The 19,278-nt window shown below is 33.8% G+C and carries 7 protein-coding genes; 2 read left to right on the plus strand and 5 right to left on the minus strand.

Going from position 1 to position 19,278, the window contains the following annotated elements:
- Window positions 1-52 precede the first annotated feature (52 nt).
- From IPO86_11635 to IPO86_11645, 3 genes are all read right to left on the minus strand, one after another.
- Entirely contained in the window at window positions 53-5,785 is a 5,733-nt protein-coding gene (locus tag IPO86_11635) for a gliding motility-associated C-terminal domain-containing protein (GenBank protein ID MBK9728761.1), read from the minus strand.
- A 346-nt stretch (window positions 5,786-6,131) separates the two neighbouring features.
- Window positions 6,132-11,507 (minus strand): gliding motility-associated C-terminal domain-containing protein, encoded by a 5,376-nt coding sequence (locus IPO86_11640; protein MBK9728762.1) that lies wholly within the window; start codon window positions 11,505-11,507, stop codon window positions 6,132-6,134.
- 176 nt (window positions 11,508-11,683) lie between these two features.
- Window positions 11,684-14,899 carry a PKD domain-containing protein gene (locus IPO86_11645; GenBank protein ID MBK9728763.1) on the minus strand — a complete coding sequence of 1,072 codons (3,216 nt, stop codon included), beginning with the start codon at window positions 14,897-14,899 and terminating at the stop codon, window positions 11,684-11,686.
- 91 nt (window positions 14,900-14,990) lie between these two features.
- On the opposite strand from IPO86_11645, the gene IPO86_11650 reads away from it, so the two are divergent.
- Entirely contained in the window at window positions 14,991-15,596 is a 606-nt protein-coding gene (locus IPO86_11650) for a hypothetical protein (protein ID MBK9728764.1), read from the plus strand.
- Here IPO86_11650 and IPO86_11655 read toward each other — a convergent pair.
- Both IPO86_11655 and IPO86_11660 read right to left on the minus strand, forming a co-directional pair.
- Window positions 15,593-18,034, minus strand: a complete 2,442-nt coding sequence (locus IPO86_11655; GenBank protein ID MBK9728765.1) for a TonB-dependent receptor — start codon at window positions 18,032-18,034, stop codon at window positions 15,593-15,595. The two genes, IPO86_11650 and IPO86_11655, sit on opposite strands and share 4 nt — an antisense overlap.
- A 110-nt stretch (window positions 18,035-18,144) precedes the next feature.
- Complete coding sequence (locus tag IPO86_11660) at window positions 18,145-18,678, minus strand: ATP-binding protein (GenBank protein ID MBK9728766.1); 534 nt, start codon at window positions 18,676-18,678, stop codon at window positions 18,145-18,147.
- A gap of 38 nt (window positions 18,679-18,716) precedes the next feature.
- On the opposite strand from IPO86_11660, the gene IPO86_11665 reads away from it, so the two are divergent.
- Complete coding sequence (locus tag IPO86_11665; GenBank protein MBK9728767.1) at window positions 18,717-19,274, plus strand: hypothetical protein; 558 nt, start codon at window positions 18,717-18,719, stop codon at window positions 19,272-19,274.
- The last annotated feature ends 4 nt before the right edge of the window (window positions 19,275-19,278 follow it).

The following is a 19,278-nucleotide window of genomic DNA, read 5'->3' on the forward strand; positions in this document are numbered from 1 at the left end:
AAAAGACCATTCAAAACATGAATGGTCTTTTTTATTTAAGATTTAATTTAAATTATCTAATTAAGGTAAAATCTCCTTTATAGATGTCTGATCCTTCAGAACCAACGTATTCAATTTCTGCGTAGAACACATAGACACCTGGTAATGCATGATCACCATTCCATTCACCATTCCATCCTACATTAGGATCTAAGTTTCCATCTTTTATATTGGAAGCAGAAAACACCATTTCTCCCCAACGATCATAAACATTTAAGGACTTAATATTTCTTACACGTTTTCCTTTAATATTCCAAAGATCATTTACTTTATCGCCATTTGGTGTAAATGCAGTTGGCCACCATACATCTTTCAAAATTCTAACAACTACTCTCACTCTATCTTGAATTGTACAACCTGCAGCATCTGTAATTGTAATTAAGAAATCTCTTGTTGTATCTGCAGGATATCTTAATTTATTATCCCATGAAATATTCTGATTCAAATTTAACCAAGCCGTATCTCTATAGTTTGGATTAAATGTTCCTCCTCTAACAAAATTAAGCAATGTGTCCAATTGAACTTCTTGATCCTGATCAACTATTATGGTTTGATCAACACCCATACTCAATTTTCCTGGCTCAATTAAAGTCAATGTAGTATCATGTAAACAACCATTAATATCTCTTACTGTTAGACGATAATTTCCCTGGCTTAAATTATTGAATTTTGTATTCGTAGAAAAAGCACCATTATTGAAAGAATATTCTAAACCTTGTGCATTTCCAGTTGCAATAATTCCTGCGATATCAATAGCGCCGTTCCGTTCTCCAAAACATAATGGATTTTGAGATAAAACATTAAAACCAACTAATGGATTTCCAATTTCCAGAACTTCTATATCAATAAATTCTATACAACCATTATTTTGATCTTTTACTTCAACTCTGTAAGATCCTGGTTTATCAATAGTAACTTTTGGTGTGCCTGCTCCTGCGATAATACTACCATTAGCAGTTTGCCAAGTATATCTATCAATTGTTCCAGACTGACCTCTTGAGCCACTCGCATCCAACTGAACTTGTTTTACAGAGCATGTTAATTGTCCAATTTGGCTAATATCCGGAATTGGTTTTCTAAGATCTGCCGTTACATTAACACTTGTAGAGTCAACGCAACCATTATCATTATTGGTAACAATAATTCGATAAGAACCTGTAGCATCCACTTTAGGTGTATATGTATTTCCGTTTTGAATAGTTCCCGGTCCTGCCCATTTTACGCTAAAGTTTGATCCTTTAGAAGATCCATTACCATCTAAATCAACAACCAATCGATCGCAAGTTATTGGTAAAGGAGTTCCTGTAGCTACGGTTGGTTTTAAAACATCAATACTTATATTATAAGTAATTTCATTTGTACAATTTGAAATTGGGTCAGTTACAAATAATTTATAAGTACCAGGACCATTAATAGCCGTTGTATTTCCTGTTTGAGGACCAGGGTTAACGAAACTACCGTTTGTTGTACTCCAAATATAATTTAATGGTGAACCAGAACCACTCGTTGAAGCAAGTCCATCCAGTGTAATGGAAGTAACTGCACACGTTAATTTATTAACTCCATTAATGGCTGCTTTAGGAAAATCATACCAGGTAACTGGCACCGCATCAAATTTTAAGCAGCGATCATTTAAAACAACATTTCCTGTTGCAGGATCCAAATTACCCATGAAAACTGCGATGAAATAGGTTTTACCTAATTGCATAGTAGCAGGATCAAAGACAAATGTTCCATTTCCATTAAAACGTAGGAATGTTCCTCCCAATGGATTTGCTTGTGATCCATCATAAAGTACATAGCGAATTACATCATTTCCATCTGGTGTTCCTGCGGCATAAACTGCTTGAGCAGTACCATCTTTACATAAAATGATCGGAGTTTTATTGAGCAAACCAAGTCCATTAATACATGGACATTCATAGGTATTACTGATGGTATCCGGTAAACAACTATGTCTATCATTAATTACTAATCTATATACATCATTATTTTTAACCCAATCCGTTTGCCAAGTATTTGCACCTATAAAACTACCTGGTAAAACGCCACTTGGAATTGCTAAACCATCAACTGTCCAGGAAGCGCGATCTCCATTTTGGCCGTCTACTGTAATCCTATAATTTTCAGCTGTATTATCACATTCTGGAGGATTTGCACCTAACCAATTTGGTGCATCCCAATGGGTAACAGTAACTGTATCTGTAGTTATGCAACCTCTTGCATTTTCAGTCAATTCATAAGTATAGGTACCTTTACCGGTAACGGTAGTATTGGTCTTATCAATTGCAGTATCTGCTATGCTAGCAGATCCAGGACCTGATAAAAACCTCCAACTTGGTGAACCTAAATTTGTAATACCATTTAATTGATAATTGTAAAAACAAATACTATCATTCTGACCAGCATCTGGATTAGGATATGGATTCCAAATAATGGGTTGATTGTTACTAACGCGTTTACAAGGATCTAAAGGATCTACGATGCCATCAAAATCTTTATCATCACCAACTACCCGGGTGATATAATAAGCTTTTCCAGTAACCATGATGGTTGGATCAAAACAGATCATATCCAATCTTGAATAGAATGTATCAATTTTAGGTAAGGCTGGATTTGTTTCATTCCATGAAGATTGATGGAATACATACATTACAACATCTTCTGGATCTGTTATTTCATCCACTATACTATTAATGGAAACACATTTATCAACACAAACTTCAATTGGGATAGTGTCTAATTGACCCGCATTAATATTTCCACAATTACAATTATAATCATCAATTATTAAATTAGAAATACATCCATTTGCATCTTGAATCTCTACCTTAAACTGTGTTAAACTCACTAATGTATCTGTGGTATAAACATTGCCGACAATGGTTCCACCACCTTGTATAATTGTGAAGGGTGGTTTACCATCATTAATAACAATAGTAGCTTTATAAGGATATCTTGGATCGTTATAATCCAAACAAATTTTTTGATCAACAAAAATAAATGGAGATGGGTTGAATGTTATACTAACCTGATCTGCTGCCAAACAACTTTGATTATCTTCTGAAAATTCAAACACATAGGTACCGTATACACCTTGTGTATTTACATTAGAAGTTGGAAGTGCGTCATCAGAGAATGTAACACCACTTGGACCTGAAATAAGTTTCCATTTTAAACTAGAACCTGTAACACTAGATTTTCCTTGCAGATCATAGATGGTTCCGCAGATTGCATCATCAACGCCAGCATTCGGCAATGGATTTTGGAAAAATGAAAATGGTTTAGGACCATCTACCTGCACACAACCTGCTAAAAAGTCAATACCACCCTGACCATTTTTCTTTCCAAGTAATGCAAAGATGTAGTAGGTTTTACCATAGATAAAAGTGGCGTCGTATATGACTGTTTTAGAAGATAAGATTTTAATAAACGGACCACCAGCAGCAGCATTATCTGGATCTGGGTCTGTTGTTAAAACAAAGATCAGTGTATCATTTGGATCTGGTTGCTCTGTTTGATCATCATAAAAGAATGTAAAGCTTTGATCCTCACATTTATTTTCAACTGATTTTGTCAATTGACCAACTACATTCGTGCATTTGCATTCATGATCAAAATTAAAGCTAAGAATACAACCCATTACATCCCGAATCAAAATGGTATAACTGGTTAAGTTGTCATGGAAATTGGATGTATAAATATTATTTACATCAATGGTACCATTTCCTTGAACAACGGTATATGGTGGTGTGCCACCTTTCACTTCAAAGCGAAGTTTATATTGTGTTTGTTTAACATTGCAGAGATAGGTAATGCCAGATGAATCTGGTGTTGAATTAAAGAATAAATCAACGGTATCAGATCCATCACAACCTAAGCGTGATTCTGAATAAACATATCGATAAATACCAAATTTATCAACTTTTACATTTGATTTAGGATCTGTACTATCTGTTATTGTCGAACTCCCTGGACCAGAAAGTTGAGTCCATTGACCACCTACATCTTTAGTTCCTTGAAATTGATTGTCTAAATTACAGATACTATCATTTGGGCCTGCTTGAGGCGCAGGTACTGGTCTGATTGCTACTCTAATACATTTTTCACAACTTCTACCACAATCTGTATCATAAAATACACATACGGTACCTGTATCCCCTGGAGGAAGCAACCATTTAATTTCAACTCCAGAAGAGTCAGGCTTTGTTGTAACAAAACCACCATCTACTGTCCAAGTATAGAAATTAACTTTTTGAGAAATAAAAGTGTCTATAAAATAATTGCCATTTTTTCCTACACATAATACTAAATCCCCTGCTAAAGGAAAACATTTAGGTGCCAAATCTCCTTCATTAAAAGTTTCACAAAAGGTCTTTGCGCATATTGCAAACTCAGTTTGTAACTCAACCCTAACATTGACCTCAACACAATAATCTTCATCAATTGCATCCACTATAAGGCGTTCATCTAAACTTATTGTTTTCTTTTGAAAATCATTCTTTTTATACCAACGATATTCAAATTGATAGGTTTCACCAACACTACAGGGTCTAAGAATACTAACATTTGGAGATATTTCAACCATTCCACCTAAGCATTGTACTCTCCATTTTGGAGTGTAATCAACATTAACAGCAGTCAAAACAATTGAGCTATCACATCTATACGGGTCTGTTGATTTTGGCAAATCAATATTAAATTGGTCTTTACAAGGTTGATGTGCCCTGCCTAATGCATCAATATAAGGTTCATTATCGCAGGTGATATAAAATACATCTGCAGGCATTGGCTGATCTAAAACATTAAATTTAACTACGGAATCATATTTACAGCAATTTGCATCTGTAAATTGCTCCCGATACTCACCGGACTGGTTAATTCGTTGGGTATGCCATTTATAGCCTCCAGGATTAACCTGCTCCCAACAAAGAATTCTGTCTTTTCCAAGTCTGTCTGCAATGGGTCTAACTTTAACAGTTGCACACTGCGGACCTTCTTGGGAACAGATGGATCCACTTTGAGGATTTCCTATATAAGCTGTAACGCAAATAACAAAATCACCTTCATCAGGAAAATCCAAGGTAATTTCATTTGAATTACCACCTACTTCATCACCATCGAGTGTCCACACATAAGTGGGAGAGCAACCTCCTGGTTGATCATTTACGAAAAACCGCACATTACATGCACCTACACAAACTGGTTGGATTATTTTGCTAGCAATATTGTTTATAAAGCCTAATGGACTTAAAGATGGTGGGCCACCACCTGAGGTGCTTAAAGTAAAGTCACAAATATCACCACTACAACCATCTACCCATAAATAGTAAGTTTTACATGCTTGCAAATTTGCAGAAACGACTTGAACACTATTTGGTGGCACACATGGAATAGATCTACATGCGATTTCTTCACCACAATTGCAGTCGCCCCAAATACCAAACTGGAGACCTTGGGTTGTGGTACAACCACCGATTGTCAAGGTGACGGTAACATTACCTCCTTGACAAACAAATCCCCACCAACTCGTATTATGTCCAGCTCCACCCTGTGAACAAAGGGGTGAACAAGGACTCGGAATGGTGCTTGGGTTATTACAGGCATAACCATTTACCTCGTCCAAAGAACATAAAACACTGGCTAATTCGCATTCTTCAGCCATGGGCGGAGTACACTGAGCCAGTAATTGTGGACTATTACTAATCCAAAAAATACATATTAAAGAAAGTAAAATTCGATACATATTGTAATTGTTTATCTTAAATATTATAAATAATAATTATATTAACATCAGAAAGCGAAATAAAATTAATAATTTATTTAACTTTCATTGTATTTATTTTCACAGATAATAAAGCAAATATCCAAAAACTATACCGATCTAATTCATTCAGCTTCTAACACGATCAACTATATTTTCATCTTTTAACTTATTATCTTCTTAAATGTCTTCTAAACATAAGACCCTCTACCTCCTCATTTCGCTTCTTTACAAAAATAATTATTTATCTTTTTTATATATGTTGAAATTATAACTAGATAAAATACAATTACTCAACGTATAAACGCCTATAAATGTGATACTTAAATTATCTTAGAATGGTTATGTCCCCTTTTAATATGGATTGACTATGATCCGCTAATTGTATGGTTAGTACAAATAAATAAACACCAGGATTGAGATCTTTGCCTTTAAAAGATCCATCCCAAACGGGTAATTGACCATTTACTTCAAAATTTGACTTTTCAAAAACTTCATTTCCCCATCGATCAAATATTTCTAATGAATTTATCAACACCGTATTTTCACCAGAAAATAGTGTAAAATAATCATTGACCTGGTCCTTATTTGGTGAAAATACATTTGGAATATAGATAGTTGGTTTAATAATAACGGTTATTAAGATATCATCTTCCGCCTGACAACCAAATTCATCTGTTATTTTTAAAGTATAACGGGTTGTAATTCCAGGACTTGCTGTCACATCCAAACAAGTTGCACAATTAATATTTTTAAGAGGGTCCCACATCAAACTTAGCAATTGGCTTGTATCTGCATTTGTCGTAACCGGGATTCGATATGTCGCTCCTAAATTAATAACTGTATCAAGTCCCAACATCAAATTTAATGGAGCAGGATCAATTAAATTTACAACCGTATCAAATTTACATCCATTTCGGTCTCTTAAAAAAATTCTATAGTTCCCAGATGGTTGATTTAGTATATCATTCAAATCACTATATTTAGTATCGTCTAAGGAAAATTGATAGGGTTTAGTTCCTCCAAAAATACTGTCAAACAAAATATGGCCATCTGAAAATTGAAAACAGGATGGATCTTTAATGTTTAAAGATACCGTCCGAATCTTAGAACTATCCCGCAGAAGCTCAAAACTTGACTCAAACTTACATCCGTTTTTAGTATCTGTTATGCTTAATTTATAATTCCCTTCTTTGGATACCTTCACTAAATCACTTTGCATTCCACTTACAATAAATCCATTTACTGTTGACCATTCATAGAGACAATTAATACAAGTTCCATTCGCATTTAATCGCACTTCTTTCGTTTCACAAATGAGCGTATCCAATGCAGAAATATCAGATTGTGGACGAATCGTATCCATGGATACTAAAATCGAAGTATCCTGTTTACAACCAAATTCATTTTCAATATCAATCCTATAAATACCAGGTATTTTAATGAGGATACTTCTGTTACTGGAATCTAATAAATTTGGACCAGACCACAGAAATTTTTGAATTTTTGAATCAAATGAAGCTGTTAAGTTAAAAATACTGTCTTTACAATTTAAAATTCCACCCCTTGTTAAAATGTCAGGAAGTATTTTATTACTTGCAATGTGTATGGTATCTAAGGTTTCACAATCATTAACGCCAACGAGTCTTACACGGTATTCTCCAGAATCTTTTACATAAGGATTTTTAATAAATGATCTAAATCCATTGGGTCCTTGCCAAAAATAATTTGATATTGAATCGACCGTATTTAGGATTAATTGGATAGAATCCGGTTGACATTGAATACTTGTATCCTGTACATTTATTTTGGGCTTTGATTTATTAAAACTTACAAATGCGGAATCCGTGAGGAGGCAATTATTTTTAGCGATAATTATTAAAGTATACCAACCGCTATCTTTCACAAATGGATTCCGAACATCATAAATAGTTCCTGTTGGTGATTGCCAAAACACGGATAATAAAGAATCTGAGCTTATCATCTCAATTTGAACGCTGTCCGATTTACAAGTGATCTCTGCTCCCATTGTTTGAATGGTAGGAAGCAATGAATCCTTAAACAATTCTAAAGTAGTATCGAGAAAACAAAAATTAGGACCAGTCAATGTCAATGAATACAAACCGGCTTTGGTAAGTATAGGATTTGGAAGTGTAGATTGAAAATTCATTGGACCCCGCCACTGATATGTGACATTTACAGGATTCGTTTCAATTAATGGAATCGCTTGTAATTTAATGCAAGTCAGTGAATCCAAATAAACCGCATTAATTATAGGCACCATAGTGTCAAAAGAAACCAATACAGAATCAAAAACAAAACAACCAAAAATGTTTTCGCCAAAAAACTTATAATAACCTCCAACCTGTATTGGGATACTTTTATTTTGATTCATAGCACCAGATGGATAGGTCCAGGTAAATTGGAAAAGCGAATCCATAGTATTAGCATGAAGAAAGGGTGCTTGTTTCGTTGTGCAATTAATTTTAGGATCGGAAATTATTATGGTCGGCTTCACTATAAATTCTTCGAGATAAAAAGAATCCGCAACAAAACAATCAAAATGATTTGTGATACTGTAATAATACCAACCTATTTTATTTGCCAATATAAAACTATCACTATTTTGAATAATTGAAGGCCCTGCCCAGGAATAGCGCAAATTAGTATCTGTCGACTGAACCAAAAGCTTTGCAATGGAATCTTTACAGCTAATGGTATCCGGTATAAACTGAAACTTTGGTTTGTCAAAATTTTCAAATACAAAAATTGAATCCTTTTTATTACATCCATTCAAGCCAGTGACTTCCAAGCTGTACCATCCAGTTTGTTGAACCTCAAGATTTTTTACACTATCCAGATTTCCTTGAAAATCTTTCCATTCATATTTTATTATAGAATCCTGCGTTGCAACTTGAATAAGAACACTACTTTTACTACAAGATATCGTATCTGTCGATAAAAACAGAGTTGGTGGCATTGTATCCAATAGAATCGTTATTTCAGACGAATCCAAGCATCCATTTGTACCTTGCACATAAACTTCATAACGGCCAGGAGTATTTACCCAAACAGAATCCTTAAACGATTTAAAATTAAAAGGACCAATCCACGACACGGTATCAATAAATCCATTCGGTAGTAAAATAAGGAGGATCGAGTCTTGCGCACATGTAATCGTATCCCCTATCAAAGTTAAAATTGGAGATTGACGATCCATTTTAATTTCAATAGATTTTTCTGCAGTGCATCCATTAAATGAGGTTACAATTAATTTATATAAACCACTATCCTGTACAGTAGGATCTTCTAAATTAGAGCTAAAAAAATTGGGTCCGGTCCAATTAAAAATATTTATATTATTAACCGTCGCTTCCAAAACTACCTGTTGTGTTTTACAATCCAGAATTGAACTTGTCAAAACTATAACTGGCTTTAAAGTATCTTGAAATACCTGAATAGAATCTTCTGTAAAACATCCATTATCCGATGTGACCCGAACTTTATACAATCCAATTTCTTTGACAAAAGGATTTTGCAAATTTGATTGAAAGCCAATTGGGCCAGACCAACTTATAGAATCAGAAATACTCGGCAATAAAAAATTTAATTGAATTTGAATACTATCAATTAAACAATCCAACATATCAGCTTGCAAAGCAAACATCGGTTTTAAACTATCAATAGTGACTACAAAGCTTGTATCAAAAACGCAACCGGCAGTATCTACAAGCTGCACATTATATAAGCCAGGCTCCCGAATAACAGGAGAAAGAATCGTACTTCGATAACCCGTAGCATTCGAATAGACTATGGAATCCATATAGGCTCTCGAAGCAGCCCGAAGCATAATTTCAAAATTATTAGTACAATTTAAGGTATCGATTTCTACATTATAATCTGGAATCGATCTTACAGATACGACTTCAACAACTTCCTGACTACTGCAGCCATTATTTGAAACTGCTGTCAATGTATAGAATCCTTCAACATTTATTTTTGGTGAAGTCTCAAATGATTTAAACAAAGAAGGGCCTTCCCACAAAAAAGAAATCAATGTTTGGTCAGACGTTACATCCAAGCTTATAGAGTCCTGTTTACAAGATAATTCATTTAAATTAAAATCTAATTTTGGCTTTAAAGTATCTGCAATTAATTCAATAGAGGTATAATTTGAACAACCATTTTGATCGGTAATTGTAACAAAATAATTTCCGGCTTGATTTGTTCTAAGTATTGAATCGGCACTAATAGAATTTAGTCCATCAGACCAATTATAATTTAAATTCAAAGTATTTGATCTTGCAATAAGACTTGCAGTATCTTTTATACAATTTATGGAATCCAAAATCACCTGAAGCGAAGGAATGTTATCCTTTTTATAAATGATTATTTCTGTTGAATCAATACAAAATCCATCTGACATAATTATCTTATAGGTACCTTCTTTATCCACTTTAACTTTTAATGAATCTGATAAATCACTAAAGTGACCATCCATTGTAGACCACGAAATATTCGTTTTTGTTGTTAGAATGGACCCGGAAACATCTAGCGTAAGTATTGGATTTAAGCAATCTAATGTATCTAAATTTGACCGCTTGATTGCTAAATCTACGATGTCCAAAAATAAAGTAATAATTGAATCACAACCAAAAGCAGAAGGTAAGGTGATATTATAAATACCCGCTTGCTTGTAATCTATGTTATCAATTGTTAATGAATCACCCTGGCATAAATTAACTTTGTAAATCTGATTTGCAAAAACTGGATGAATTGAAACCAAAATACAATTTTTTGAAATCTCTGCACAGAACCCATTTGCATTTACAACTAATTGATTTCTAAACATGCCTATAGATTCTCCCAAGTTTGGCAATTTTGTACTATCTGATACTAAGTATGATAAACCACAAACTAAATAATCACCAGGTGGGGCCATTCTCAAATCTATATTGTCTCCAATACCGATAATTTGATCATTGCTTGAAACAATATATTTATATGCATAAATTGTTGGATCTGGTTTATAAACTGGAAATGAAACAGTATCTAAAATTAATAAATCTGGGTCTCCAAAACAATAATTCAGGGTATCCTGCGGAAACACCCCTCCATTGGGGCTACAATCGGAACAATTAACACCATTTTGATCACAAAATAGCAGGCAAAAACTCTCAAGAGTACCTTCATAAAATTTTTCTGCATCCGTAATTTGTAAGGTCCAAATGCCATTTACAGGTCCTGTATTAAAATCTTCCAAACAACCCATTTGAGGGTAATACGTGCCACTATAAAACTTACCTAAAATTCCCCAGGATTGTTGGTTATCCCAACGTTTTTTAAAACCGGGATCAGGAATTGCCTGCAATCCACATGGAACAAAAGTGACACTCCATTTTGAAAAAGAACTTATCCCAGAATTTCCTAAAGGTCCTATTAAGCGCACTTTTTGTCCGGCTGGTGAAATCAAATCTATAGTTAGATCACCAATAAATTTATGATCAAACTTAATTCTAACACCACAAACCCCTTGTGATTGCGAAGCTAAATCATTATTTAAGGCCGAAGTAATTAATAATTTCAAAGTAGCAGTAGACTTATCCTTTATAATAAGGCTAGAGTCTATACAACACCATTGCGCAAATCCGTCGTTTAAAACAACCATTAAAAAAACCAATAGGTATCCCAAGCGCATTCGCATTTCTTAAATCTAATCGAATTTAATACCAAAACGACAATAATGGATATTATAATTTACAGGAGTATCAATAATATACACTTACAAGTTCGAAAATCGAACGACTACTGCCATAATTTCACTAAATGTGTTCCATCGATTTATTAACAATGCGGAACACAGCATTATTAATGGATATTCTATTTTGAAATGAATATAGCTTTTGTTAGAGAATGTTCTTGGTCTTTAATACTCAAATAATAGCTACCATTTGGCAAATATTCAAGATTAAGATCTTTTCTAAATGATCCAGAATTTGGCTCAAACAACTCTTTGTAGACTGATTTGCCAAGCATATCTACGATATTAATTTCAGTTTGAGGTCCAAAAGATTTTGTTAAAACACTAATTGTTCCACTTGTCGGATTTGGAAATACTAAAAATTCCTGATCCGTTGATTTTCGAACTGGATTTAAATAATCACCATTCAGAACATCCGTATAATAAAATATATTTTCAGGGCATAGAACCGGCGAGATTACTTTTATAAAAGACTGTTTAATCAATGTATTTTCCCCATTCGAATTTTTCACAGTTAATTTTACTGCATAAATTCCTTTTCCATTATAACGCACTACAGGATCTTTTAAATCAGATATATCAGGACTTCCTCCATCAAACTGCCATGACCAAAAATTAACATCTGATGATGTTTTGCTTTTAAAGTTAACTATTCCTGCACCGCATAAAATGGTGGTGTCTGCTGTGAAATCAATCTTCGGAATTAAGTATACAGCGATTATTTTATTCAAGGTATCTGCACCACAAGAATTTGTAACAATTAAACGAACTTGATATTCACCTTCTCCATTATACAAATGAATCGGTGATGCTTCTGGGCTTGTTGTATTATCACCAAAGTCCCAAAAATAGGTATTTCCATAAATTGATTGGTCCGTAAAATAAACAGTAGAACCTGTAATTGAAGTTTTAAAATCAGATTTTGGAATATCTCCAATTTCAATAAATGCAGTTTTTGTTATAGATTTTGAATCTGATGCATTACTAGCTATTAATGTAGCATCGTAAATTCCAACTGTATTGTAAGTTACGACAGGATTTAAATCTGTGGAAGTGCTTGGATTGCCACCTGGAAATGACCAACTATAAGCTGTAGCTCCTGCTGAATTATTGGAATACTGAACGCTAAATGGAATGCAGCCTTTTGTTTGATTTACTGAAAATCCAACCGTTAAACCACTACCAATAACAATTGTTTCGAAGCTGGTATCTACCCCACATTTATTTTGAGTTATCAATTTTGCCAGGTAGTTGCCTGGATTATAGGTATGCGTTGGGTTGTTTTCAACACTTGTTGTACCATCTCCAAAATCCCATGACCAGGTATTTGCATATTTTGAATTATTGGTAAAGCTTACTATATTATTATTCACAATGCTGGTAAATGCAGCCAAAGGAATTGAATCGACATTAATATATTTTAGACGTTCTACCGTTGCTTTGTATTTACTATTTTTTGCTATTAACCGAACATCAAATGAACCGGCAGTTTTATATTCTACGGTAGGTTCAAAAAGGCTAGAGGTAGAAGGTGTACCACCTGGAAAAGACCATTCCCATGAAGTCACATTTTTACTTGACAAATTCGTATATTTTACTTTGAGTGTGGCACAGCCTGAGGTTGTATCAGCAACAAATAAAGCTAAAGGAGTTGTTACGATGGTGACTTTCATTTTTACTTCATGCACGCCACAATCATTTTCAGCTCTTAAAATAATTTCATAAATTCCATCATCCAAATATTCATGATTTGGATTTACATCATTGGATGTTTCTCCATCACCAAAGTCCCATTCATAGATATCCCCGTATTTGGTGGTATTCGTCAAATAAATATTTCTTTCAATAACCACTTTGCTGAAGCTTGCAACCGGTTTTTCATTGGCATTAATATATTTTGTAAATGTAATCGTGTTATTTCCAAAAGGATTGGTAACCTTTAAGGTAACATCAAAATTTCCATATGCTTTATATTGAATGATCGGATTTTTAGCAGTTGAAGTAGATGGTGTTCCTCCTGGAAATGTCCATTGCCAAGCGGTAGGATCATTGGTTGATAGGTCTGTAAATTGAACTGTAAACGGCACACAGGCTTCTGTTGGAGTTCCAAAAAAGTCAGCTTCCGGAGCAGATCCACTTGAACAAACTGTCAGACAGCCTCTTGAAGCCACATGATTATTTATAGCGGAGATGGATCCACTTGACCAAGTCGATGTACAATTGACCGCCGGAGCCATAATAAATGGTTGGCCTGATCCATCATGATTAGCATTAAAATTATGACCTAATTCGTGTGCTTGTAATTGTCGAAGACAACTATTAGAACCACCGTAATCACTGCAAACATTATAGCGCAAATTATTACAGATTACACCAAGCCAAGCTAAACCTACAGCTCCATTTGTATACTTAGTTGTCCAAGCCGTAGCCACATCATAACCGGCACCATAACCACCGCTATTGCCCCAACTTACATGTTTATCTAAATGAGAATTAATATTATTAATGCCAAGCCAAGGGTCTGATCCTGAAGATGAAGCGACAAAACTTGCAGTTTGAACAAACTCCAGACTGTTTGCAAACTCATTATCATAATTGGCTTGCAACAAGGTTAAAATCGTGTTGTTCCAACTTTCAACATTATTTACAGATCCTCTTTTTTGGAAAACTGAAAAATCATTTGCAATGGCAATTTCAACTTGCAAACAAGCAGCGCGCTTATTGGTTTCAATCTCTTTTGACTCCAGCACTTTGCCTTGTTCTAAAAACTGCTGTTTATTTTTTATATACGCATCGTAACCACATTCTATGTTTGTATTACGAAAAATGTTTTCGCTATTATAGATTACTAAATAATCTGACGGCAGCTTAGGATCTATACCATTTGCTGGTTCTATAAAGAAATTTGCTCCACCTTCTGAAACCATTCCTGCTATAAAATTGTCAGATATTGTAATTCTGGCTTCTCCACCTCGTTGCGTTTTCAAATATCCAATTAAAGAATGAATAGCAGGTTTGCGACGAAATTGCTTAACCCCATCCTCTGTGCCTACTTGCAATAAATAATTGGGAGCATAAATATCATTATCAAACAACTCTAATTGCCAATCCAATCCTTCAGATTTTAGATTTAGAAAATGTTGAGTCCCTCTTGTGGACATTGCTGATTTCAATTGATTAAAGTCAATTTTAACCAATTTAAAATCATAAAATACTTGATTCAGAGGAGAATTTGAAGATGGTTCGATTTTTGATAAATTAATGGATTGACCAAATAATCCGTTAAAAAAACAAATGAACACAATAATATTAAGCTTAAATCCCTTTAATTTCATATCCGTTTTTATAAAATTTAACGGTAAAATTATTAAAAATATTCCAAATTGGGATCAGAAGCAATAACTAAATTCATTCAAGAAAATACTTATGCGTACAAACCTGTTTTTTAAGACATTACATATAATAATATTAACTTATTTCATTGCTTTTATTACTTTCCTTCCAGAAGCAGATGCCCAAGTCCGAAAGTCTCGTAAAAAGGAGAAAGCGCCCATTACGGAGAAACTTTGGTATGGTGGAGGTTTTAACCTAAATTTTGGCTCGGATATTTATTCGAGTGTTTTCACCATTGGAGTGTCCCCTATGGTAGGCTATAAATTGAATTCATTTTTATCAGCAGGACCCAGAGTTTCAATAGACTGGACGATTGCAAAATTTAATGACGGTTTTACTGCCTACAAATTTAACAGTCTTGACTATGGTGTTGGTGCCTTTTTGCGCGCCAAATTTTTCCATAATTTTTTCGCACATTTAGAATATAGCCAATTAAACGTTACCTATTCAGATGGCAATGTTATCAATAATAAATTAGTTAAGTATCGGGAATGGAAAGATATTCTATTACTAGGTTTAGGATATACTTCAGATTCGGAAATATCCTATGAGTTTTACGTAAACTATAATTTTCTTGAAGATGACAACTCCTTTCAAGTACCCATCCTATACCGGGCAGGAATTACCTATAAATTTTAATTTAAATCCAAGGTAATCCCGAGGCTCACATGACGCAATGCCTGAGGATATAATCCTTTATAATAAAAAGTATTATCATTTTCTTTACCCAAATAAGGATCGTCCTGCAAATTAATATTCTGATCCGTACTAAACCTTGAAATCCATCCGTGACTGAAGTAATTTTCATTTAATAAATTATAAAACTTTATCCAGGCTTTAATCATAGAAGCGTTAAAAATTTTCTTTTGAAACGTTACACATACATCCACCGTATTATAAGCTGGTAATTGACTTTCAGGATTCGAACTGTTATCAAGATAATATTTCGACACAAATGAATGTGAAAGTTCTATATCGAATTTGATATTTTGCAGTTTTGGATTAAGTATCGAATAGGAAATTCCGGTATTTAAAATCACTGATGGTGAAAATGAAATATCCGTATTTTTATGTTCTTTTAAAATATAAAGTTCCTGAGTAGAAGTCCCATAAAATGGTATGAATTCATCATATAAAGGAATTTTATTCTGACTTAAATTTCCAACATTCCATACGAGAAATCGAGATCCGATTTTATATTCGGATTCAAATTCAATACCAAGTCTATAAGATTTATTTAAATTAATACGCAATGCTTCTCCCACATCATTTAATTTACCACTTAATGCGAGTTGGTTTTTATAAAACATAGTATACACATTAATTTTAGTACGAAATTTTGCCAGGTCAATCACAATGCCCCCTTCAATATCAAATAGTTGCTCCGGATTAATAGAATCTCCATTGACAATATAGTCTTCTCTAAAAGGTTCCCGTTGCATAAATCCAACAGATGAAAAGAGTTGAATTTTACTATGAATCCTGTAATCCAAATAAATTTTTGGTGTTACTAAGATTTTATTATTATCAAATTCAAGAGGCTTTAAATTGTCTAATATGCCATGTATTTTATAATCTACAAACCGGGTTTGAAAATCGAAATTTAGATTTAATTTACTGGATATCTGGTGTTTGGATTTTATACTAAAAGAGAATTCGTTTTTTATACCTGTATTCTCATAGTACTTATTTTTTTTAAAGGAATAGTTGGCTAAATCAACCCAGCTTACATCACCAAAATGATCTCCATTGTATGAGGAATAGCTTATACCTGGAATCAATGTCCAGCTTTTAAAAACATCAAATACCATATTCATATGCAGAAAAACAAAATGATTCGTCAACCACTTTCTTCTGATTAAATCTGCAAAATCAATAGTATCTCTTTGTATTGAATAATCATCTAGTGGTTGATTTGATTTATAATTTTCATAAAATCCTCTACCGTAGGTATAATTCAGTATTGAATTCCATATCAATTTAGAACTTAGCTGATACTGATAAGAAAGTTGTAAGTGATCTTGCTTATACTGATCAATTTCATTTTCATATGGTGTAGCTGGTTTTTCAGTTCCTGCCAGATTAAATTTCCGCAAACTATCAATACCAACAAACTGAACAGGCAAACCAAACCAAGCTTGTCCGGTATGTTCACTCCCATGGATATAATTAAAACGCAGAGCACTGTTCACATGAAATACCCCTGCACTAAATCTAAATGATTTCAAATCTGATGCACTTCTATCAATATATCCATCTGATTTCTGCCGTGACAGGCCAAATTCTAAACTGTACTTATTATCCAACAAACCAGAATTAGCCAGCACACTATATTTCCAGGTATTAAAAGAACCAAATTGAGTTGAAATTCTAAATCCTGAATTAAACTGTATTTTATTTGTGTTTAAGTCTAAAGCGGCTCCAAAAGAAGGGGTACCAGCTCGATTAGGTACATTTCCTTTAAGGACTGTCAGGACTTCAGTTTGTGACAAAATATCGGGTATGTCTACAAAATAACTTAAAGAAGATTCACAGTCGTTAAATGGAACTCCATTAAGATTTACCTGGACATGGGCAGGATCCATCCCGCGCAATCTCAAGCCGGTATAACCGACTCCATTCCCTGCATCAGATTGGACCATGACGCCAGAAACTCTTTTCAAAAGATAAGGTAGATCTTTATCAAAATTTTGAGATTTTATTTTCTCTTCAGTTAGGGTGCTGGCATTAGAATATTCAGCTACATCCAATTGATATGTTTTTATTAGAATTTCATCAAATTCAATTCTTCTCGTTAGCACTATATTAAAAACAGAATCACTAGCAGTAATTGGCACTGTAAAATACTGTTTATCATATCTATAATCCACTGATAAGGCATACGTTCCTTTCGGTAGATTTTCAAAAATATAAACTCCCTTCCTATCTGTCCAACATTCATGTCCTGTTTGTTCTATTCTTAATTTAATATGTTGATATGCTTGATTGGACTCATCTACCACTTGACCCGATAATTGGTTTTGGGCATGAAGTTTAGAAGTATAAAATAAGATCCATAAAAGAATTAGTCTATTCATAGTTGAGTATAGATTGCGGGTGATTCGAACAGACCTTTCCAGTCAGGCATTACCCTGTCAGGTTCAGTGGGTATAATCTCAGCCGGCTAAAAGCATATTCGGCACCCCAATTAGATAGCAAACTTACGAAATTCAGGAAATAAATTATTAATAAAGAAAGAAGCACAATTTAAGCGTATACCTCCAATCCCCGAAATAATCACAAAAGGCAAACTTAATTGCTGGAGATGATTCAAATAAATTTTAAACAAACGATCTCTATCCAAAGGATTCTCTCTTAAAGGATCGGATTGCCATAAAAGGTCTGGAGAACACAGAATATAAAGATTGGCGGCTTCCTTTCGGCTACAATTTTCTAAAATTGGTGATTTCTTAGAAAATTTCTCTTCTGCCCAAATAATTGAACTTATGGCGTCTGTATCACAAACAATAACGCCCTTGTTTTGGAAGTCCTTACGATTTCTTTCAAACTGTCCGACACCTATATTTTCGATATCCTGAAACGTATAGGCATGGTTAATATCATGCAAATAAGCCCTTGCAAATTCAGGGATCATTGTACCTTTATACCGTTCGGATAATTGGGTACAAAGAGTTGTTTTTCCGCTTGATTCCGGACCTGTAACAACTATTTTCAAAGGCATCTGTTTGATTTTTTAGATCTTATTCCCCCTACAAAGATATGCACGATATAGAACCATTTTATAACTGGAGGGAATTGTACAGTACATCGGAGGATTCCAAATCACCATTTTATGGTTTAAATAACGACAATTTTGAATATACAAATAAAATATACAATTACTTTATACACCCTGAATGGGATGAAATTGGATCCGAAACACTTTATATAAAAATTCTATATGCGGATTATGACGACGGTGTTAGTATTCTTGAGTTAATTGGTGAATGGAATGATTGTATTGCCAACGATATCATGTTTTTAAAAAGAGATATTATAGATAAAATGATTGAAGAAGGCATTTATAAATTTATATTATTATGCGAACATGTGTTTAATTTCCATGGTTCGGATGATTGTTATTATGAAGAATGGAAAGAAGATATTGCAGATCATGAAGGTTACATCGTATTTATAAATCTATTACCCCATGTTTTAGCTGAAATCAAATCATTTGGTATTCAACATTTTGTATATTTAGGAAATAATTTTCAAGACTTGAATTGGCGAAAAATGGATCCTATGAATTTAATAACGTTTATTGAGTCTAAACTTTAATATT

The organism is Saprospiraceae bacterium (assembly GCA_016717265.1).
Taxonomy (GTDB): domain Bacteria; phylum Bacteroidota; class Bacteroidia; order Chitinophagales; family Saprospiraceae; genus Vicinibacter.

Excerpts from the sequence above, each read along its gene's own strand:
- IPO86_11635 (MBK9728761.1), bottom strand. The coding sequence starts at position 5,785 with ATGTATCGAATTTTACTTTCTTTAATATGTATTTTTTGGATTAGTAAT.
- IPO86_11640 (MBK9728762.1), bottom strand. The coding sequence starts at position 11,507 with ATGCGAATGCGCTTGGGATACCTATTGGTTTTTTTAATGGTTGTTTTA.
- IPO86_11645 (MBK9728763.1), bottom strand. The coding sequence starts at position 14,899 with ATGAAATTAAAGGGATTTAAGCTTAATATTATTGTGTTCATTTGTTTT.
- IPO86_11650 (MBK9728764.1), top strand. The coding sequence starts at position 14,991 with ATGCGTACAAACCTGTTTTTTAAGACATTACATATAATAATATTAACT.
- IPO86_11655 (MBK9728765.1), bottom strand. The coding sequence starts at position 18,034 with ATGAATAGACTAATTCTTTTATGGATCTTATTTTATACTTCTAAACTT.
- IPO86_11660 (MBK9728766.1), bottom strand. The coding sequence starts at position 18,678 with ATGCCTTTGAAAATAGTTGTTACAGGTCCGGAATCAAGCGGAAAAACA.
- IPO86_11665 (MBK9728767.1), top strand. The coding sequence starts at position 18,717 with ATGCACGATATAGAACCATTTTATAACTGGAGGGAATTGTACAGTACA.